Source organism: Gardnerella sp. KA00255 (assembly GCF_049244095.1).
In the GTDB taxonomy this organism is placed as follows: Bacteria; Actinomycetota; Actinomycetes; order Actinomycetales; family Bifidobacteriaceae; genus Bifidobacterium; species Bifidobacterium vaginale_F.
Genome location: NZ_CP058374.1, coordinates 967486 through 988446 on the forward strand (window position 1 = coordinate 967486; position 20961 = coordinate 988446).

20 protein-coding genes are annotated in these 20961 nt (G+C 38.4%); all 20 read right to left on the reverse strand.

The genetic code is table 11. The features are described from left to right. Positions 1-88: 88 nt before the first annotated feature. Positions 89-2845, reverse strand: a complete 2757-nt coding sequence (locus HXT51_RS03890; protein WP_421776229.1) for an ABC transporter permease — start codon at positions 2843-2845, stop codon at positions 89-91. A gap of 6 nt (positions 2846-2851) precedes the next feature. Continuing rightward, positions 2852-3553 (reverse strand): ABC transporter ATP-binding protein, encoded by a 702-nt coding sequence (locus HXT51_RS03895; protein WP_415692347.1) that lies wholly within the window; start codon positions 3551-3553, stop codon positions 2852-2854. Between the two features lie 174 nt (positions 3554-3727). Next, the gene (locus HXT51_RS03900; RefSeq protein ID WP_103084486.1) at positions 3728-4348 is read right to left on the reverse strand and encodes a DUF5701 family protein; all 621 of its coding nucleotides are present in this window, start codon (positions 4346-4348) and stop codon (positions 3728-3730) included. Between the two features lie 52 nt (positions 4349-4400). After that, positions 4401-5468, reverse strand: a complete 1068-nt coding sequence (locus HXT51_RS03905; protein WP_421776230.1) for an aspartate-semialdehyde dehydrogenase — start codon at positions 5466-5468, stop codon at positions 4401-4403. Positions 5469-5563: 95 nt separating this feature from the next. Next, a complete protein-coding gene (locus HXT51_RS03910; protein ID WP_103084484.1) occupies positions 5564-6133 on the reverse strand; it encodes an ACT domain-containing protein in 570 nt (189 codons plus the stop codon). A 62-nt stretch (positions 6134-6195) separates the two neighbouring features. Continuing rightward, positions 6196-6960: an aspartate kinase gene (locus HXT51_RS03915; protein WP_103084483.1), complete on the reverse strand. Its 765-nt coding sequence runs from the start codon at positions 6958-6960 to the stop codon at positions 6196-6198. A 109-nt stretch (positions 6961-7069) separates the two neighbouring features. After that, on the reverse strand, positions 7070-7678 hold the full coding sequence (gene recR / locus HXT51_RS03920) for a recombination mediator RecR (RefSeq protein WP_415692349.1): 609 nt from the start codon (positions 7676-7678) through the stop codon (positions 7070-7072). A 2-nt stretch (positions 7679-7680) separates the two neighbouring features. Beyond that, positions 7681-10209, reverse strand: a complete 2529-nt coding sequence (gene dnaX, locus HXT51_RS03925) for a DNA polymerase III subunit gamma/tau (RefSeq protein WP_421776231.1) — start codon at positions 10207-10209, stop codon at positions 7681-7683. A gap of 133 nt (positions 10210-10342) precedes the next feature. Beyond that, a complete protein-coding gene (locus tag HXT51_RS03930) occupies positions 10343-10807 on the reverse strand; it encodes an Rv3654c family TadE-like protein (protein ID WP_415705546.1) in 465 nt (154 codons plus the stop codon). A gap of 45 nt (positions 10808-10852) precedes the next feature. After that, positions 10853-11215, reverse strand: coding sequence for a TadE/TadG family type IV pilus assembly protein (locus HXT51_RS03935; RefSeq protein ID WP_103084479.1), 363 nt, complete (start codon positions 11213-11215; stop codon positions 10853-10855). 64 nt (positions 11216-11279) lie between these two features. Then, on the reverse strand, positions 11280-11507 hold the full coding sequence (locus tag HXT51_RS03940; RefSeq protein WP_374703762.1) for a DUF4244 domain-containing protein: 228 nt from the start codon (positions 11505-11507) through the stop codon (positions 11280-11282). A 245-nt stretch (positions 11508-11752) separates the two neighbouring features. Beyond that, on the reverse strand, positions 11753-12472 hold the full coding sequence (locus HXT51_RS03945; RefSeq protein ID WP_103084477.1) for a pilus assembly protein: 720 nt from the start codon (positions 12470-12472) through the stop codon (positions 11753-11755). 197 nt (positions 12473-12669) lie between these two features. Then, positions 12670-13272: a pilus assembly protein gene (locus HXT51_RS03950; RefSeq protein WP_421776232.1), complete on the reverse strand. Its 603-nt coding sequence runs from the start codon at positions 13270-13272 to the stop codon at positions 12670-12672. A gap of 3 nt (positions 13273-13275) precedes the next feature. Beyond that, positions 13276-14286 (reverse strand): CpaF family protein, encoded by a 1011-nt coding sequence (locus HXT51_RS03955; RefSeq protein WP_421776819.1) that lies wholly within the window; start codon positions 14284-14286, stop codon positions 13276-13278. A 260-nt stretch (positions 14287-14546) separates the two neighbouring features. Beyond that, a complete protein-coding gene (locus HXT51_RS03960) occupies positions 14547-15836 on the reverse strand; it encodes a hypothetical protein (protein WP_421776233.1) in 1290 nt (429 codons plus the stop codon). Between the two features lie 65 nt (positions 15837-15901). Next, positions 15902-17281, reverse strand: coding sequence for a ClC family H(+)/Cl(-) exchange transporter (locus HXT51_RS03965; RefSeq protein WP_421776820.1), 1380 nt, complete (start codon positions 17279-17281; stop codon positions 15902-15904). Between the two features lie 100 nt (positions 17282-17381). After that, a complete protein-coding gene (locus tag HXT51_RS03970; RefSeq protein WP_103084472.1) occupies positions 17382-17789 on the reverse strand; it encodes a fluoride efflux transporter FluC in 408 nt (135 codons plus the stop codon). A gap of 3 nt (positions 17790-17792) precedes the next feature. Then, positions 17793-18335, reverse strand: coding sequence for a fluoride efflux transporter FluC (locus tag HXT51_RS03975; protein ID WP_415705537.1), 543 nt, complete (start codon positions 18333-18335; stop codon positions 17793-17795). Positions 18336-18468: 133 nt separating this feature from the next. Next, on the reverse strand, positions 18469-19770 hold the full coding sequence (locus HXT51_RS03980; RefSeq protein WP_103084471.1) for an adenylosuccinate synthase: 1302 nt from the start codon (positions 19768-19770) through the stop codon (positions 18469-18471). Positions 19771-19890: 120 nt separating this feature from the next. Continuing rightward, complete coding sequence (fbaA, locus tag HXT51_RS03985; RefSeq protein ID WP_103084606.1) at positions 19891-20946, reverse strand: class II fructose-bisphosphate aldolase; 1056 nt, start codon at positions 20944-20946, stop codon at positions 19891-19893. Positions 20947-20961 lie beyond the last annotated feature (15 nt).

Here is a 20961-nt window from a genome sequence, read left to right on the forward strand (position 1 = left end):
TACCATAACTCCATTCCTTGTTTACCACGAATTCCCAATTTTATAGGAACCCTTAACTATTTCATTACATATTCCATAATTTGCGTTACTATTCAACGCTTTTAAGCGAGCTAACAGGATCGATTCGATCCAAAGCTGGATTAGTTGACCATTGCACGATTAAAGCAAATATTAACGTAATAAATCCAGCAATACAGTAACTTAATGGAGCTACCTCAACTTCAAAATACAAAGATGGCATACGCAAAGCACTAGTAAGCAATCCTGCAATAAGTCTTCCTAAAGGCAATCCAAGTAAAATACCAATAATCGTTAGAGTAAGCATTTCTTTATGAACATAAGCATGCACTTCTCGCTTATAAAAACCTAGTACTTTCAAAGTTGCTATTTCACGAGTTCGCTCAGAAATATTAGTACTTGCTAGTGTAAACAGAACTGCTAAAGCTAGTCCTGCTGCAAGCGTAACTATAAGTCCAACTACAGCATTCATTAAATCGAAACTGAAATCACGCTTCATTCGAGCAATATTCATTACTGAAAGCACGCCATCAAAATCAGCAAACTTTTCAGCATACTTTATTTTTTCATCATTATTTCCACGCAAACGAAGCAAAAATGCGTTTTGATCTACTTTTTCATTACTTTTAACTCCGAATAGACGTTCATAGCAACGCGAAGTCATATACATATTAGACCCGATAAGATTGCGCACAATTGCTCGCACATGTACTTTTGCGCGTTTAAGAGAAACATTAGTTATAGAAATTTCACTATCTCGCGAAATATCTAATGAAGCTGCAGCACTTTGTGAAAGCAAAGGAGCCTCATCATTAAGCACGATATTTTTAAAATTATTATCTATATCCTGCAATTTCACTATTTTAGACAAAGTATTCACATCTTTGACTACAATCATTTGAACGCTCTCAGAATCTCCAACGCTACGATTCTCAGATTTATCATTTGCAGAATTTGACTGCACTTTGGAAATTTCTCCAGAACTCACATATGCAGGAAGTATAGTTTCAATAAGATTTTTAGAATAATCTTTATCAACTATTTTCTTAATATTTTTAAACGAATCAGTAGATGAAATAGCGATCATATCGTATTTATAAATTCCATCATATTGACGAATACCTAAAGTGGCTACTGTATCGTTCAAAGCTAGAGCACACACTATAAGCGCGGTGCAACCTGCAACTCCACCGATAGTCATGCATAATCGGCCTTTAAAACGAGCCAGATTACGTATAGCAACTTTATTTAAGAAACTAAGACGATTCCATATGAATGGCAATCTTTCAAGAAGCACACGTGAACCAGCTTTAGGAGATTTTGGCCTTAATAAAGCTGCAGGTACTTGCTTGGTTTCTTTCCAACTCACAACTATCGTGCATATTGCAACAGGTATTACGAACGCCAATACACATAAAGAACCATATAACCAGTCGTATCTTAGCGTTACTCCTGGCACTGTGTATAATCCGCGCAAAATTTTAAGCAAAAGCGATGGTATAGCCAAAAAGCCCACAATATCGCCGATTCCACCGCCTATGAAGCAAGCAAAAATAGCGAAGAAAGCATGTCTAGTTACAGCAGCCGTTCTACCGTAGCCCAAACTTAAATAAGTACCAATCAAACCTCGTTCTTCTTCGACCATACGAGCCATAGCAGTTAAACTCATCATCATAGCAACAACGAGAAAAACGGCTGGAAAAGCGTATCCAAGAGATTGTATTGACGCAACATCCGATCTCAAACTCGCGTAGCTGCCATTCGATATTCGAGTAATAATATGCCATCTAGCTTGAGGAACTCGTTTTTCTACTTCTTTTTTGATATTTTTACGAATCTGATTTCGACTATTCTCAATGATTTCAGAAGGAGCGTTTTTAAGTGTTGGAATATTAGCTATAGCTCGATCTACTTCTTTATTTGTGTAATCATCAACAACTTGATTGCGCCGCTCTTTTTCACGTTTTTCTTCTACTTTATCTCGAATTTGTTCAGATGCCTTTTCAACAATATTTCTATAGGATTGCGAAAAAACATTAACACTATGAGATTTATTTAGCTTTACAGATATTGCTGTATATGGAGAATCTTTTGAATTACTTGGCACAGCAGAAGTAAAAACTTTATATCTTGAAGTAACAGAATTACGAAAAGCCTTAGATTGGTATCCGTTTGCGTTACCCAAATCATCACTATCAAGCACACTACCCGCAATACGCAGCTTATAATTTTCGGAAGTTTTTTCATCTTCTTCTATATTTACGTTGATTATACTTCCAATATTCAAGCCGCTGTCGTGTAAAAATCTTTGCGTTACAACAGCTTCAGAATTATTCTTAGGCATATTCCCATGCAACAAATGTAAGCGATTTATACTTTTATTAGCATGATTGTATTGAATAAGATTCAAAGCATATGAATAAGTATTGTCACCTAACGGCTTAGCTGTAGCTTTCCAGGATTTTTCTGCATCTACTTCTTTTACACTTGGCAATTTACTAACTGAATCAACGTCTTCTTTCGTTAATCCCAATGTAGACACAATCTGTAAATCATAAGAATTAAGCTTGTCGTACATATCGTTAGCGCCGAGAAGCATATCGTTGCATCCAGCGTAAATACCCGTCATAACAGCAACGCCAAGCATTGCTATAACAGCTAATATGCAAAATCTACGCCACTCATGTGCCCACATTCGCACGGCACTAATAAAAACTATTGGAAGAATCGAATGAGTGCGCCTATTTCTATTAGTATTTTTGTGTTTTTCTTCGCGATTTGTTATTTTATCGTCTGATTTTTTTAACGTTACACTCTTATCACACATTGCATATCACCACTCGATATTCGCAATTGCGGTAGGATTTTCTTGCACAGTTTCGCTTATCACTTTGCCAGAGTGAAAACGCACAACTTTATGTGCCATAGGCGCGATTGCAGCATTATGCGTAATAATTAACACAGTCATACCTTCGGATCTGCAAATATCTTGCAATAATTGCAAAACTGATTTACCTGTCTCATAATCCAAAGCGCCAGTAGGCTCATCGCATAACAATAATTTAGGCTTTTTTGCAAGAGCGCGTGCAATAGATACACGCTGCTGTTCGCCTCCGGAAAGCTGCGAAGGGAAATTATTAATTCGATTTTCCAATCCCACGTCAATAAGTGTTTGAGCAGGATCGAAATGGTCTGCACAAATCTGTGACGCGAGTTCAACGTTTTCTAAAGCAGTAAGATTTGGAACAAGATTATAGAATTGGAAAACAAATCCTATATCTTCACGACGATACTTCACCAAACCCTTGGCATTAAGCTTAGTTACATCGCAATCGCCAACCATAACTTTGCCGCTGGTTGCAGTATCCATACCGCCCAAAATATTTAATGCCGTAGTTTTTCCAGCACCTGATGCCCCAAGGATTACTGTAAGTTGACCAACTTCAGCTGTAAAACTAGCATCGTCAAGGGCACGAACAACGCTAGATCCAGATGGGTACTCTTTAACAACATGATCAAAAGTTATATACGACACAATCCACCTTCATTATTAACTTATGATTTATAAAAATACGATACGCCTAAATAACTTGAAAAATTCTTTAATCAACGGGATAACATGCTATCACAATATTACTAAAATTATCTTCCAAACACACCATTGTGAAAGTTAAAAGATAATTAATAAATGTTATAAATTACAATACCTTTAATGTAAAAGTGAAACTCCTCTACGAGCGGTGCAATAAGCATTACCAAGCCAAGTATGCCTTGAATTAGGCCACACTGCTCCTAATCGCGGAGCTCCTTGACTCATCCAAATACTTGGAACGCGTCCATCAGTACTTCTAGAACCTAAAAGATTAAAACCGCTTTTATTTTCTAACCAATCCGGATGTTGAGTAACAATTGCTAACCCTTCTTCTAAAGTAAGAGGCAAACGTTCATCTGAATCTATTAGTTTACGAGCTACATCCGGCTCACGATTCACATAAGAAGTACCAACATTAGGGTCAATAGCAACGTAAAAAGGTCCTTCCGGTGGCTCAAAGCCGTCATGTGGAAGAAAACTAGCTATATCGCGCGGAGGCATAGTCGTAAAACCTGCCATACGATTTATACTCGTCCTTGAAATTAAAGATTCAGGTGAAACTAATTCGCGAGTTGGAACAAGAAGAATATTAGTGCCTAAATCGTTTTTCTCAAGCGCTTGTATCAAGGGCTTAGCAAGAGAACGGAATGCAGCAGCGCTCATATCTGCCACATCCGGATACCCAAGTGCCACTATACGATCGAGTTGCTGCTGTATTTCTTCAGATGCTATTGACATAATTCCAGTTTACGCAAAATCTTACATAATCGCGAGCGCAATATAATCATAATCAGTTTAGGAAATTACGCTTTTTAGCAATAATTTCAGCCAATTGCACAGCATTCAATGCAGCACCTTTTCGCAAATTATCGTTAGTAATGAAAAGCGTCAATCCTTTATTTCCATCGACTGCTTGATCTTGTCTAATTCTGCCAACATAACTTGCAGATTTTCCTGCTGCTAGCTGAGGAGTAGGTATACCGTTAAGTTCAACTCCTTCAGCGTTGCTCAATACTTCGCGAGCCATGTCTGGAGTTACATCATGCTCAAACTCAGCGTTTACGCTCATACCGTGACCAGTGAAAACGCCTACGCGCACACAAGTACATGATGCTGCAAGATTTGGCAAATGCAAAATTTTACGACTTTCGTTGCGTAATTTTTGTTCTTCGTCAGTTTCTTCAGAACCGTCATCGACTATTGAACCAATAAAAGGCACTACATTAAAAGCAATAGTACGAGCAACCTTTGTAGGCTCAGGGAAATCTATTGCGCTACCGTCGAAAACGAGTTTATCTGCTCCTTGATTTAATGCAGCTTGTGCTTCGTTCATGAGTTGCAAAGCTCCGGCTCGACCAGCGCCAGAAACAGCTTGATAAGACGAAACTATTAAACGTTTTAATCCAAAAGCATCAGCAAGCGGCTTTAATACAGGCATGCAAGCCATAGTTGTGCAATTTGGATTTGCTACTATTCCTCTTGGAATTGTATCTAAATCTTCAGGGTTTACTTCCGCAACAACCAAAGGCACATCGTTATGCATTCGCCATTGCGAAGAATTATCTACTACGATTGCGCCAGCTTCAGCGAATTTTGGAGCCCAGATTTTTGACGTTCCGCCGCCTGCAGAAAAAATAGCTATGTCAATTCCGTGCAAATCCGCCTTTTCTACATCTTCTACGACTACGTCTTTGCCGCGATATGGTAAGACTGTGCCAGCAGAATGAGCGGAAGCCATAAAACGTAAATCTTTTATTGGGAAATCGCGTTCGTCAAGCACACGACGCATTACCATACCAACTTGGCCAGTTGCGCCAAGTACTGCCACATTCACGCCTTTTTCGTTGATAATTGTCATCGAGACTCCCCTAAAAAATAAGTACGTATGGTTTCTATATTTCTGTGTTTTCTATAATTTCCGAGTACATTCCCGAGTACATTTCAACGCCAATTTCAGCGTCCACTTCCGCCGTACACTACTGCTTCAACCTGACTTGCATCCAAACCGTAAGCAGTATGCAAAGCGCGAACAGCTTCATCGATTTGTTCAACTGGAACTATAGCAGCAATACGAATTTCGGAAGTAGATATCATCAAAGTATTAATACCATGCTCACTTAAAGCAGTGAAGAACGTAGCAGCTAGACCTGAATGTGTTTTCATACCAACGCCAACAACAGCTACTTTTCCTACTACCGGAACAACATCCATAGAAGTGAACTTCAATTCATCATGCGCTTCTTCTAAAACTTTACGAACCGCTCCCATTGACGCTCCAGGAGCAGTAATAGAAATATCTGCCGTACCAGTGGAAGCACTTGCCTGCGCAATCATGTCAATATTTACATTTGCTTTTGCGAGAGTTGTAAATACTTTTGCAGCCATACCAGGAATATCTGGAATACCGCGAACTGTAATCATTGATTCACTACGATCATGTGCAACTCCAGAAATAACAGGAGTTTCCTGACCTAAATCAGGGAATAAATCACCCATAGTCGAAAGAATATCATGATTTACCATTATTACCGCCTTAAGTTCGAAGATAGTTTGATATTATCGCCAGTATTTTATTTTTATATTTTCTAATTCAAATTAGGTAAATTATCCGGATCAATATTATTTGGGACTATAAGTGTTCCGTTCCTATGGGAGAACGAGCTTCTTACATGCAAAGGCATGCCAAAACGTTGAGCGTATTCAACACAGCGCAAAGCAAGCACACGCGATCCACAAGATGACATTTCAAGTATTGAATCATAATCGATTACAGGAATGCGCTTTGCAGTTGGCACAATGCGCGGATCTGCAGTAAAAACTCCATCTACATCCGTATAAATTTCACATATATCAGCGCCTAAAGAAACTGCGAGAGCTACAGCAGAAGTATCAGAACCACCCCTACCGAGAGTAGTGTCATCCCCAACTTCGCTAATTCCTTGGAATCCGGCAACAATAGCAACACTGCCCTTGTCAAGCGCTCTGCGAACACGATCTGGCTTAACTGCACGAATATGAGCAGCGCCATATTGCGTATCTGTCATAAATCCGGCTTGAGAGCCTGTAAAAGAATAAGCGTGAGATCCTTGAGCGTGAATAGCCATCGCAAGTAAACTCATAGAAATTCGTTCACCTGCTGTCATAAGCATATCCATTTCGCGAGCAGGAGGATGAGCATTGACACTCATCGCTTGATCTATTAGATCGTCAGTAGTGTCTCCCATTGCTGAAACTACAACAGCGACATCATGACCTTTAGATTTTGTGTCAAGAATACGCTTAGCTACTCGATTAATAGCATCCGTATCCGCAACGGACGATCCGCCATACTTTTGTACAATAAGAGCCAATTTTCACCCCTTGACCTTACGTTTGCAAAATCTCATGCGCATTAATGCACTAAGCCCTTCGATAGTCAGATTATCAACTATGCTCTATTATTATTTCGTTAGTCAGATACTAAACAGATTGTCGACCTGAAAAAGCGCGACTTAACGTCATTTCGTCCGCATATTCCAAATCTCCGCCAACAGGCAAACCACTTGCGAGTCGAGTGATGGTTATTCCAAGAGGTTCAAGCAATCTTCCCAAATATGTAACTGTAGCTTCGCCTTCAATATTTGGATCAAGAGCCAAAATAACTTCTTTAATAGATGGATCTTTAAGACGCTCAAGTAATTGAGTAATTTTCAAATCACCTGGCCCAATATTGGCCATAGGATTAATGGCTCCTCCGAGCACATGGTACACGCCTGAATATTCATGCGTACGCTCAATACTCATAATGTCTTTTGGCTCTTCGACTACGCAAATTTTCGTATGGTCACGACGTGGATCTTCGCAAATTTTGCATGGACTTTGCTCGCAAACATTACCGCAAATGTCGCAAAAACGCACACTTTCTTTTACATCGTTAATAGCTTCAATTAAAGATTGAACTTCTGAATCTGGTTCTGAAAGTATATAAAATGCTATTCTCTGCGCGCCTTTAGGACCAATCCCAGGCAAATGCGAAAACGCATCTATAAGACGACCAATTGCGCCATCATATAATGATGTATTTCGCACTTTTATTCCTCCTTTGAACGGTATGAATCAAAAGTTTTCTTTTTCTTACCGAAATTTTTAGGATTCCGAGAATCATCTGCAGAAAAATCTTGAACTTCTTTTACTTCAAACATTTTTTTAATTTCTTCATCGCTAACTTCAACAATACTATCTAAAGATTTGTCTTCTAAAGAACACTCGTCTGAATTTGCGTAAGAAATACCAATATTTTCATCTAAGTCTGATTTATCTGAGCTAGATTCGATAAATCTAGATTCGTTAGAGCTAAATCCGTTAGAACCAGATTCGTTAGAACCAAATTTATCTAAGTTAGCTTCATTCGAGTCATATTTATCTAAAGCGTTTCGATCAGATTTATTTTCATGCGGAATATTTTGAGTATTACTAAAATCCTTTTGAATATTCTGATTACTTTTTTGCGCAACATCTTCAGACTCTGTCTCAGTTTCAGAATTTAAGTGTGAATCCAATACTGGCATCGAAGAAACATCTGCCCAAGCATCTGAAGAAGCTAGCACGCTATAATCAGCCGCAGTATTTGTACTTTCAACTGACGCTGCGTAGCCATCAGCTTTCTGAAAACCCAATTCTTCAGGTTTGTTCTTTTCTGAATTATTTTCAGGATTATTTTCAGGATTATCAGCGTTCACCGTCTTATTAGAAGTTGCAGAAGATGCGAATCCGGAAACAGAACCAGTTTTACGCATAAGCACTTCACGCTTAACTTGACGTAATCTTTCTGGAGACATCTTAGTAACAACTTCTACAGTTTCGCCATCTGAAGCAACAGAATCCGGAGCAATCATGCAATTAGCTCCAAACTCGCGCTTCACAGCATTCATAACAACAACCGGAACTTTCTGCCCTTCATAAGGATCAGTGGTACATATTGCGAGCGCAAAAGCATACTGATTTATTGGTTTATTGAAAGTTAGAACAAGACGTTGTTTTCCATTAGCTCCTTTTACAAGATGTACTTTTGTTACGCAATCTTTCGATACGTATTCTTTTACATCTTCAGGCAACGTTGAAACAACTTCATCCCACATATCATCTGTAGTAAGTTGTTTTTTATGTGATTTAGACGCGTAATTATCTTCTATTTGATTCACACTAGGACTATTATTTGAATTTTTCTCACTTGATTGCTGCGTCTGAATATCTGGCCAACCGGATTCTTCTTGAATATTAACGGTATTATTTTCTTCAGATTTATTTGAATGGTTTTCAGGAATAATCGGCATATTCTTGTTAACATTGCTATTGGAAGCATTATTAACGGCATTATTAACGGCATTATTAACGGCATTATTAACGGCATTATTAACGGTTGAATTAGCAGAAGAGCGATTTCTTCTTGCACCCGCAAAACCACTTTTAGTTTCCGCAGAATAATTATTAGCTGCTTGAGAAGATGAAACTCGATCCTCATGCTCAGAGAGCAAACGAGCCATAAGAATTTCCAAGTTCATTCTAGGCGAAACAGCACTTGCCATACCGCTTAACGCAGAATTAGTCATTTCTGCCATGCGCGACAAATCAACAAGATTCAATTTTTCTGACTGACGCTTTAATTCAGACAATTCCTCTGGAGCTAAATCATCCAACAATCCAGAAGTTGCATCAATTCCAGCAGAAACAATAAGCAGCAAATCTCGCATGCGGCCAAGCAAATCTTCCACAAACTTGCGAGAATCAAAACCACTAACAACTACTCTATTAACAACTTCATAAAGTTTCGCTCCATCGTGATCAATTAAAGCGTCTATAACTTCTCCAATAAGCGAACTTGGAGTGAAACCCAATAAAGCTACAGCTGAATCTAATGGAATTTTCCCATTTACAGCACAAAGCATGAGCTGATCCAAAATCGAAAGAGTATCTCTCATAGAACCACCGCCAGCGCGCATAGCTAACCTTAATACGCCCGGTTCTGGTTCTATTTTTTCTTTCTTACAAATTTCTTCAACATACGGACCCATTATTTCAGGAGGAACCAGCCTAAATGGATAGTGATGAGTACGAGAACGAATAGTCCCGATTACTTTATCCGGCTCAGTAGTTGCAAAAATAAACATAACATGCTCAGGAGGCTCTTCCACAATCTTTAGCAAAGCATTAAATCCTTGCGGAGTAACCATATGAGCTTCATCTAGTATGAAAATCTTATATCTATCTCTAGCTGGAGCAAATCCTGCACGCTCACGTAATTCACGAGCATCATCGACACCGTTATGACTTGCAGCATCTATTTCTACAACATCTACAGACCCAGACCCGCCAGTAGCTAAATCTTTACAACTTTGACATTTTCCACAAGGATGAGATGTTGGACCTTTTTCGCAATTTATACAACGAGCCAGTATTCGCGCTGAACTTGTTTTTCCACATCCTCTAGGACCTGAAAATAAATATGCGTGAGTAATTTTCCCTTGATCAAGCGCTCTACATAATGGAATAGTTACTTGATCTTGACCTATAAGACCATCAAATGTATCCGGACGATACCGTCTATACAATGCAAGAGCCATAACTACCCACCATCACCTGATTAATAACATATAGCCTTTTAAGCCTAGCAGAATCCACTACCGTAAAACTCTTATAATACTACACTTAACAAGCATCAATACAGCATATTTTTATTGACATATCAGCATTCTGCTACTCATCGCATGAAATCAATCCAGCTTTAACAGTTTCAACAATCTTAGGAATAAATGGGATTCTAGTTTGAAGATTTACTTTTAAAGTAACATCGTCATTTTCCGATTTGCAAGATTCCATAGTTATTCCATTGGCAGAAATAATATTTTGAGCAATAGCACACTCATTATTCCCATCCATTTTTTGCAATACTCTAGCTCCTGACAGTGCAGCGGAAGAAGCTACGGCATGAACTCTATGCTTTTCAACTAACACATATCCTATATTTACGGACAAAATAAGCATGGAGCAGACAACGATTATCAACCCTATCCCCAACATAGTCCCCGAACCATCGTCTGCTCTATGCAAGCATTTATCCTTGCGGCAACAGTTTTTTGCCGAGGATAATTTACAATACGAAGTAATACTTTTTAAAAGCATTACAATCTTACGCAATACGCTTTTGCTATATTGTGTCATTTCAATACTTTTCTAATTATTATCTCGTTGAACATAAATTAAATTTCATGTAACTATCTGCTTGATATCACTATGAACTACTGTTGGAAGAATATGCATAGGATCTGGAATAACAGGGCAACTTACTGAAATATCAACATTATTACCATATTTTTTAATATTCAAAGATGCTTCTGGACCTGCAATCTTATGTACAACATCTTCCAAAGGCGTACTGTCTTTGTAGGCAACCAAATGATAAGCCACTTGCTGAGCAGCGTCGTGACAATTCATTATGCATACTACTGTGCGACCAACGCCAAATAGAACCAGTACAAGTACAACTACAGCGGGCAAAACCACAGAAAATTCCGCTGTAACAGCACCACTATCAAAATAACCTTTTGCTCTTTTTTGCTTATTTAACATAGATAATTCCCCCAAAATATCAACGTTATTAAATTTATGCAACGAGCATTCAATACTCTTCTACTTATTCAATATGCAAAGCGCGTTTCACTAAATCGTTAAGCATGTTACGAACAGCGTCTGATTTCAATATAGCAACCAAAAGAGCAGCAAATCCTGTAGCTGCAATAAGCACAACAGCATATTCTGCAGTAACAGCACCACTATCTTTAGATTTCAATTTCTTATACCATTTCTCAGTTGCACAGCATAACGATTCTTCTGCATTCAATAACAATGAGCTAATGCGCATAGAACTCAAACAGCCCCACGTGCACAATTTTTGTACAGCCCCAACCATTATTGTCAACCTTTCTTTTTATTTAATCCGAAATTTTCGGATATCGTTATTTTCACATAGATAATCTTCATAACAAAGCAATTTTTATTAATGTGGTCAGAAGTTAATATGCATTGAAAAATAAGCAAAACAAGGCGAAAACATAAAGTTCTAATCTAAATTTTTATATATTTGATAAAATTTCCGTCTTAAAACTTCTACTGCATAAAAGAAGCAACCGTTGGCAAAATACCTATGCTAATAAATGCAGGTAGAAAACATAAACCCACTGGCAACAGTAATCTAACAGATAATTTTGCCGCCTCTTGCTTAGCAATATTTCGCATACTATCGCCATAATTTTTTAACACTGCTTTCAATACCGGCAACGCTGGAACGCCATTATCCCACGACTCTCGCAATGAAGTCGACAACCATTGAGCAAGCAAAGGGAAAGAGCTTTTATTACGTTTAAACCTTAAACGTAAGTTACGATTCCTATCAGTTAAATTCTTTGAAGCTTTACTCATATTGCAATCAAACAAACTAACGTCAAAATCGCATAAAACATAAGTCGGAGACCAAGCTTCCCTCCATGTACTACCACGCATAAGCGCGTATGAAACAGCTCGTAACCATAATCCTTTACTTTCTGAAAAAACACTTCCAACAGCATCTAAAGCATAAGGTAAAGAAGCGCCACTTGATAGCGCAACTATAATCATATTTAAACCTAGAATTGAGTTAATAGATACTGATTTTTTACGATAATCATAACTTTTATTTAAAGCCATTACATCTTTAGATTCACGCTCTAGCAACGAATCATAACCTCGTCTATAGCTTTCATAATTCCATACAATAATGCTTATCAGGCATGCTATTAAAAACAGCTGCTCTAAAGCATTCATAACATTAATAGAGCTAACACCACTCATAAAATCCCCCAAATTTTATAATTAAATCCACGATTTTATAGTCGATAAACAAACTAACTTTCTACGCTCTAAAACGAGATCAAGAAAAACAAAATCAAACGCTAAGCCAAGAACAAACCAAGATTAAAACAACATTAAACGCGCAAAATACATGTAAACACTTGTAAACACATATAAATACATATAAACGCTTGATTTCATTCGTTATCAATCATCATGTTTTTCCGCGATTTAGACATCATAGTTTTAACCCAGATCACACCTGCAATATAACTAAATAAACCGACTGTTAACATACACCAGCCTTTAGGAGAAGAAATAAGAAACAACAAGGGATTTGCTCCCATAATTTCTCCAGCAATTAAAGTCAATAAAGGCAAAGCTGTTAACAATGTTATAGTCGCTTGCGGCATTGCAAGAACTTCAGAGCGTAAAGCTTCCGATTTGCATTGATAATGGTACGAGTCAGCTACAGCATCTACACAATCAGCCATAGAGCATCCAAGATTATTGCTTAGCTTATACGCAGCCATCAAAGAATAAGCAATATTATTTATATCATTATCAATTGCACTTTTATTTTTCTTACTGCTATAAGATTCACACCGAGCGCGCAGCCACTTAGCAATAATTTCTGCACTCATACTCGTAAATTGATATGATTTTTCAGAATAATAATTATCAGAATCCGCTTTTTCAGAATAGACTGCTCCAAAAATCACATCATGAAATTGAGCGCCCGAAGAAAGCGCAGCAGATAAACTCGCAAGAGCTTCCTCAATACATCTAGTTTTACTCATAAATCACCTTCTTTTTATCAACTTCCACTTTCCAGCAAAAACAGGCCAAAGTTTTGTAGCTTTTAAGTGAAAATTACCAACTCCCTTATCTTCAACCATTTGAATAACCGGAATACCTTGTAACACCATATTTTCAGCATTATTGTTAAAACCTGCAAAACGAGAATAATCATCCGAACCGCTACTAAGCACACCAATTTCACGAATCATGCGCTTATTATTTATTCGTTCAACATGAATTACTACATCAAAAGCACCAGCAGCTAAAGCACACAAGGCTCTCGGCTGCAATCCTGCTAATAATCCTAAAGCCATAAGCCTTGCTGGAACTTTATAAACATCATCTGCATGTAATGTAGTCATGCCACCATGATGTCCGGATGTAAAAACACGTAACAAATCAGCTATTTCTTCACCTCTGCATTCCCCAAGAACTATACGATCTGGGCGCATACGCAAAGTTGCTTTTACAAGTTCAGGTAAACCAACTTCGCCTTTACCTTCTACATTTGATTCACGCGTGCTTAAAGATACGTAATCGCCTTTCAAACCGCATAATTCCCTTGTTTCTTCAACAGAAACTATGCGATCATTCCCATCTGCTTCAGAAAGTAAAGCCTTCATTAAAGTTGTTTTTCCAGACCCCGTACTTCCAGTAATCAATATATTTGCTCGCATACGAACAAGAGACGAAAGAATATACTTCATCTCTAACGAATACATACCTTTTTTATAAAGCATGTCTAAACTACAAATTCCTTGAGAAGGAAAACGAACAGCTATAACAGCTCCCATAGATACAATTGGAGCTAAAATTGCATGTATTCTTATCCCAGACGCACTAGACACATCTGCTATAGGGCATGCGTCATCAAGTCGTTTACCCAACTGAGCACAAAGCCAAACAGCATACTTACGTAGCACATGAGGATCATTCATTGGGATTCTTGAAAAACGCTCCCTCAATCCTTCCCCATAATCCACCCACAAACGACCATTTTCAGTAATAACCATATCTGTTAAGCGCGAATCGTTAACAAACTCTTGTAAAACCCCAAAATCAATATCTCGAACACAAGAAGATTTTGAAGAAAAACTTAACTCTGAATCATGATTAAAATTACGATTATTTGTAATCTGCGCTAAAGATTTATTATTGCTATCTAAAATCATGCAATTCCCCTCACTTTATCCCAATAAATTCTCATATAGCCGGAATCTCATATCCCCAAATTCATACTTAAATTCTTATATCCCCAAATTCTCATTCCGATTTACTCGTCATCAGATAAACAAAATTCAGAAACACAATTCGCTAATCGCTCAATCACTTGACGTAAAGACGTAGGGATTTTACGAATACCGTATCCTTCAATAATGTCTTCATGCATGCGCGAATTGTATTTAATAGGACCCATAACATTCTTAGACAAATACTGCGAAGCTTCATCGCAATCAACAACACACAGTTTTGCAGATAAGCCATGAGGCATAATCCCAACAACAACTGACTCGCGACCGATTTTAATAATATCTTTAAAAATTTCTTCTCTAGCTTCTTTAGAAGAACAAGAAGATAAGCGTTCAATCAACAATTCTTTTACAACAGAAAGTTGATAATTATACGCGCGCATACGAGCCATTCCTAAAACGGAAAGTTCACTAGCATAAACACTAAAGCAATAAGCTAAACCTGGAATTGTATTAAAAACATTAAAAGCATTCATGCCAGCGCCTACATCAACAATCACAAAATCATGGCACTGAGCTAAACCACGAATTGCAGCATCTAATAACCAAGGCTTTAAAAATAAAGAATCACTTATATTCTTAACATCTTCGCTTTTTATATCAGAATCATTCTTTGGGATAATACGACCAATTGCTCGCCAAGGAGCGTAAGCGAGAACACCAACCCCATTCCAATAAATAAGCTCATCTTTTAACACATGCCCGTCTAATTTACCTAATGGAGCTTCAACTTCTTGTAATCTTCTGCCTTCATCTGATTCTAAGCCGAGCAAAACATCTAAACCGCCATGAGGAATATCAGCATCAACAAAAGCTACAGAATAACCACACGAGCTTAAATGCAAAGATAACATTGCAAGAGTTGTACTAAGCCCAACACCATCAATTGCAGAAGAACCAACTATTACATTCGAAGGAAATAATTCTGGAGAAACGTATGAATAATCTTTGCCAAAAAGCGAGATAGCAGCAGCATGCGGATAAACAGTAGCTCTACTAGCATAAATACTTTCAGACGAAGCTCCAGACAAACTTTCAGACATGCCTCCAGACGAATCGTCTGATTTTTCAGTTACATCACTCGAGTCAGAAAATTCCGAATCATAATTATCAGAAAGTTTTCCAAAAACATTACTTTCAAGAAAATCATCATCAAAAGCGCTATACGAAGATAAAATCGTACGATCGTCTAATTCATTGTCTGAGAAACGGCCATTATTCAGCTGTTGCCTATAATTCGCATACGAATCCGATAAATTCGAATTAGCGCTAGCGGCGTTATTGGCGTTATTTATATTATTTAAATCATGCATGGAACTATTACATAGCAACAAATTCCATAGCACAATATTTTTTAATCAATGTGGTCAGAAGTTCACTAATTCACAGACTTATCCACAAAAACAGAAGGATCGTTATCGTGTTCTGCAATATAACGCTCAAGTAATTCACCATAAATAGGCTTAGTTTTCAAAGCATCAGACACTAAAAGAGCTATAAAAGCAGATGCAGCAACAGGCAACATGTGAATTAGCGTTCCAGACATTTCAACAGTTAGCAAAATTGAAGTAAGCGGAGCCTTAACAGAAGCAGATAATGTACCAGCCATTACGCACACAGCGAATACGGATATAAACTTTGAATCAACTCCAAAATGCAAAGTTATAAACCTTGACATTACGCCACCAGCAAGTGCACCAACAGCAAGAATTGGCATGAAAATACCACCAGGAGCACCACATCCAAAGCTAGTTGAAGTAAAAAGCATTTTTACTATAAATAGAACGCAAAGGAAACTAAAACTTATCTTCCCATATTCTGAAAGACGCACTAAGTTAGATCCACCACCCAAAACTTCTGGAATAAAAAGTCCAACTGGTATAGCTATAAGACATGCAATTATTGTTGGAGACCATTTCGGCATATGCTTATACAAAGTTTGCAATCCAAGCAATGAACGATTCATTAAAGAACCTATTAAACCTGCAAAAACACCTAATGGAATAATCCAAAAATGCAAACTGATTGGTAAATCAGGAATATTGCCAAAATCTAAAACTGGCTTTAATCCTAAACAAGTTTGAGCAACAAAATCGGCGCACAACGAAGCAACCGCTGCAATAATAAGCACTGAAGAAGATAAACCATGTCTAACTTCTTCGAGCGCAAACATCAATCCTGAAAGCGGAGCACTAAAAGCCGCAGAAAGTCCAGCTGCAGCGCCAGCTGTAACCATATAGTGCTCAGATTCATCTCCGTGAGATGATTTTCCGCGTAAAATTCGCGAAAGCATCTGACCGCCGCACGCACCAATTTGAATAGAAGGGCCTTCCCTTCCTAATGAAAGGCCGAGCAAGGAACCAATAAGGCCAGCTACAAATCGTACTGGAAGTATTGTGTTCCATCGCATATTTAAACCGCGATTTTCATATCCAACAACTTGAGGAATACCACTTCCAGACGCCATCGTCTCTTTTCGGCTCATCCACCCTATGCACGCGCCTATTATCACAGCAGACACAACAAGAACAGATAATATAATTAGCGATATTTTAGTAGGTTGCTTCCAAACTTGTGAATAAACCCAGCGGGCTACATCTGTACCATATTCAATACCAGCACGATACAAAACAACTAATATTCCCGAAACGATACCGACTAGTGCACCTGCACCTACTAGTTTCCAATGAAGACGATTAATAGTATTTCTAAAGCTCAAATCAATGCTGTGCACACAATCGCTAACTTTTTCCCGAATCACTGCAAACCTATTCTTGAATCAAATAGCAAACAAAACATGAAATATTCTAACATTCCGACAAATAATAAATTACAGCAGAATATAAAATATTTAGACTTTAAAATAAGAAAACAATAAAAGAAGTTCCAACATATCCTAAAGTTGCGGCTAAAAATGGCAGAATTAACTCAGCGAAAATCAAGAATATTCCGTCTTTAAAACGCCTATTTTTAACGAGATATACTCCTTCAAAAATTGCTGTAGAAAAAGTCGAGTAACCTCCCAAAAATCCTACAACCATTATGAATACTAAATTCATTCCCAATATTGCATGAAGCGCTAGGAATAAATTAGATGCAACACCAAGAGCAAAAGAAGCAATGCAATTTATCCACAATGTAGCTACAGGAATATTACTCTCATAGGATCTAGTTATTCCCTTAGTCATAGCGCATCTACAAACAGCACCTAATCCGCCGAAAATACACGGCAAAATAAACATAAAAGCAGTATTCAGAAAATGCATTATTCACCGCCTTACTCTTAAATCAGGTGACTTTTTCGCTCGCTTTGAAAGAATGCAGCTAGCGATTTTGTCTCCAATCCATATCCCGATAAAAGTTAAGATAATTGCAATCACTACCGAAAAAACCATTCCCAAAATAGAAAATATTCCTTGGGTGCCCATTGATGCAACAGCGCCTTCTAAAGCGAAAGTGGACATAGTTGACAATCCGCCACAAAAACCAGTTCCTAAAGCATAACTATATAAAGTTTTACGCTTTGAAGAGCACGCGGCAACGACTAACGAACTAACCATCGCAAAAATGAAACATGCAATCATATTGGACAAGAAAGTGCCAAGCGTGAGTTTAGTAGACATAAGAGAATAATTTATGCTAATAACAGATATTACGCTACGAACAATCGCTCCGCACATTCCGCCGAGAAAAACTAATAAATACAACTTACGATTTGTGTATGGGGAACGTTTATTAACTTTAGTATGCTCTAGATTAGTAGAACTATTTCGGTTTCTATTTAACTTAAGACTACTATCATTCTCTCTCACTATTTGCTCCTCTATCAATTAACACAAAATACCTCATACTAAACCAAAACGACACTCTATTTTAGAAGTGCCGTTTTGATAAATTAATCATACGAAGCGAATCACGCGAAGTTAATCACGAGCAATTTATATCTCAATCCACTAACGAATGAACGCTAATAATATGATCACGCTGTGGGCCAGTACCAATAGCAGAAATACGGCAATTTGAAAGCTCTTCCAAACGCTTTACATAACTTTGAGTATTTTCTGGCAAATCTTCAAACTTATGAATTTGAGAAATATCTTCACCCCAGCCTGGGAGCATCTCATATACTGGCTTTGCAGAAGCGAACAAAGACTGATCTACAGGCATTTCATCCATGCGCTTAACAGTTCCATCCGCCAAAGTCACGTCATAGGCCACGCAAACTGGAATCTCCTCCAAACCAGTAAGAACATCCAACTTAGTAAGCACAATATCTGTTAAACCATTAACGCGAGATGCATAACGGGTTACAACAGAATCAAACCATCCGCATCTACGAGGACGGCCAGTAGTAACGCCATACTCATGACCATGCTCACGCAGCCAATCGCCCTTCTCATCTAAAAGCTCAGTAGGGAAAGGACCTTCGCCAACGCGTGTGATATAAGCCTTAGCAACTCCAATTACGCGATTAATTCTTGTAGGGCCAACGCCAGTACCTGTGCAAGCGCCACCTGCAGTAGGATTTGAAGAAGTAACAAATGGATAAGTACCGTGATCCACGTCAAGCATTGTTGCCTGACCGCCTTCAAACAGAACAGTCTTACCTTCATCCATAGCTTTATTAAGCATAAGAGAAGTATCAGCTACATAAGGCTTTAAACGCTTGCCGAGTTCTATAAGCTGAGCAGTAACTTCATCTATATCAATAGGATGCTGGTTATAAAGCTTAACAAGCATCTGATTTTTTTGATGCAGGCTAGCTTCAACCTTATCGCGCAAATGCTCAGAGTTAAACAAATCGTGAACGCGAATACCAACTCGGTTAATTTTATCTGCATAAGTAGGTCCAATACCGCGACCAGTCGTACCAATCTTATGCTTTCCTAAGAATCGTTCTGTAACTTTATCGATTACTCGGTGGTAAGGAGTAATAACATGTGCTTCTTCGCTTACTAACAAGCGGGAGCAATCTACGCCGCGAGATTGCAAAGCATCAATTTCTTCAAAAAGAACTTCTGGATCAACAACAACACCGTTGCCAATCACTGGCGTAACATTTGGCGTAATAATACCGCTAGGCAACAAGTGTAATGCGTAGGATTTATCTCCAACTACAACTGTATGACCAGCATTGTTTCCACCATTGAAACGCGCTACAACATCTACTTTAGAGCCAATTAAATCTGTTGCTTTGCCTTTACCTTCGTCACCCCATTGAGCACCGATAAGCACAATTCCAGGCATGGAACACCTCCATTATGAGCTTTGTAACAGCTCAAATCGCACAAACCCTACTCGACAAGACTAGCGCGACGCCCATACCGAATATAGAAATAAGAAATGTAAATTTAACAGCTAAAGCAACTATTTCAACGCTTTACCAGCAGATCCAAGTTGTACACACGCTTCAACTACTCTTTGAGCCATGGCGTTTTCAGCCTCTCTACCCCACGAACGAGGGTCGTAAAGCTTTTTAGCTCCTACTTCACCATCTACCTTTAAAACAGCGTCATAATTTTGGAACATATGACCTGCTATAGCACGCGTAAAAGCATATTGCGTATCCGTATCAATATTCATTTTGACTACGCCATAACGAACAGCTTGCGCTATTTCTTCAGGACGAGATCCTGAACCTCCGTGGAACACAAGTAGGAAAGGCTTATTCGATGCACCGAAACTACGGGAATCACACTCAGTTTTATACTTCTTGTACACAACTTCTTGAATTTCTTCAAGTAATTGCGGACGCAATTTCACTACTCCTGGCTTATAGGATCCATGAACATTACCAAAAGTGAAAGCAGCCATATAAAGACCACGCTCACATAATCCTAATCGTTCTACAACGCGCAACGCATCTTCAGGAGTGGAATACAATCGCTCATCTATATCTGCGCGATGTCCATCTTCTTCTCCGCCAACGGCGCCAATCTCAATCTCAAGTACTGTATGAGCTTTAACAGAAGCATCAAGTAATTCCTCTGCAACATCCAAATTATGATTCAAAGAAACAGTTGACCCATCCCACATATGAGATTGGAAAAGTGGCTCTTTACCTTGTTTAACTTGTTCTGTTTCATGTTCAAGAAGTGGGCGAATCCAATCATTCAAATACGGTTCAGCACAATGATCAGTGTGAAGAGCAATAGAAATATTTGGATATTTAGATGCTACTTCGTGGGCAAACGCTGCGAATGCAAGCGAACCAACAACTCGATTATTAACGGCCTGACCCGAAAAATATGCGGATCCGCCTACAGAAACTTGGATAATACCGTCAGATTCCGCTTCAGCAAAACCCTGAAGAGCAGCATTCAGAGTTTGCGTGCTCGTAACATTTATAGCAGGATACGCATATCCACCTTGAGTGGCTGCATTAAGCATCTGCTTATAGCGTTCAACGGTTGCAATAGTCATATTCTTATTATTGCG

Coding starts and splice junctions, on each gene's coding strand:
- HXT51_RS03930 (WP_415705546.1), bottom strand. CDS start 10,807: ATGACACAATATAGCAAAAGCGTATTGCGTAAGATTGTAATGCTTTTA.
- dnaX (WP_421776231.1), bottom strand. CDS start 10,209: ATGGCTCTTGCATTGTATAGACGGTATCGTCCGGATACATTTGATGGT.
- HXT51_RS03955 (WP_421776819.1), bottom strand. CDS start 14,286: ATGGTTATTACTGAAAATGGTCGTTTGTGGGTGGATTATGGGGAAGGA.
- fbaA (WP_103084606.1), bottom strand. CDS start 20,946: ATGACTATTGCAACCGTTGAACGCTATAAGCAGATGCTTAATGCAGCC.
- HXT51_RS03905 (WP_421776230.1), bottom strand. CDS start 5,468: ATGACAATTATCAACGAAAAAGGCGTGAATGTGGCAGTACTTGGCGCA.
- HXT51_RS03960 (WP_421776233.1), bottom strand. CDS start 15,836: ATGCATGATTTAAATAATATAAATAACGCCAATAACGCCGCTAGCGCT.
- HXT51_RS03940 (WP_374703762.1), bottom strand. CDS start 11,507: ATGCGCATTAGCTCATTGTTATTGAATGCAGAAGAATCGTTATGCTGT.
- HXT51_RS03910 (WP_103084484.1), bottom strand. CDS start 6,133: ATGGTAAATCATGATATTCTTTCGACTATGGGTGATTTATTCCCTGAT.
- HXT51_RS03980 (WP_103084471.1), bottom strand. CDS start 19,770: ATGCCTGGAATTGTGCTTATCGGTGCTCAATGGGGTGACGAAGGTAAA.
- HXT51_RS03900 (WP_103084486.1), bottom strand. CDS start 4,348: ATGTCAATAGCATCTGAAGAAATACAGCAGCAACTCGATCGTATAGTG.
- HXT51_RS03935 (WP_103084479.1), bottom strand. CDS start 11,215: ATGTTAAATAAGCAAAAAAGAGCAAAAGGTTATTTTGATAGTGGTGCT.
- HXT51_RS03945 (WP_103084477.1), bottom strand. CDS start 12,472: ATGAGTGGTGTTAGCTCTATTAATGTTATGAATGCTTTAGAGCAGCTG.
- HXT51_RS03890 (WP_421776229.1), bottom strand. CDS start 2,845: ATGTGTGATAAGAGTGTAACGTTAAAAAAATCAGACGATAAAATAACA.
- HXT51_RS03950 (WP_421776232.1), bottom strand. CDS start 13,272: ATGAGTAAAACTAGATGTATTGAGGAAGCTCTTGCGAGTTTATCTGCT.
- HXT51_RS03970 (WP_103084472.1), bottom strand. CDS start 17,789: ATGCATTTTCTGAATACTGCTTTTATGTTTATTTTGCCGTGTATTTTC.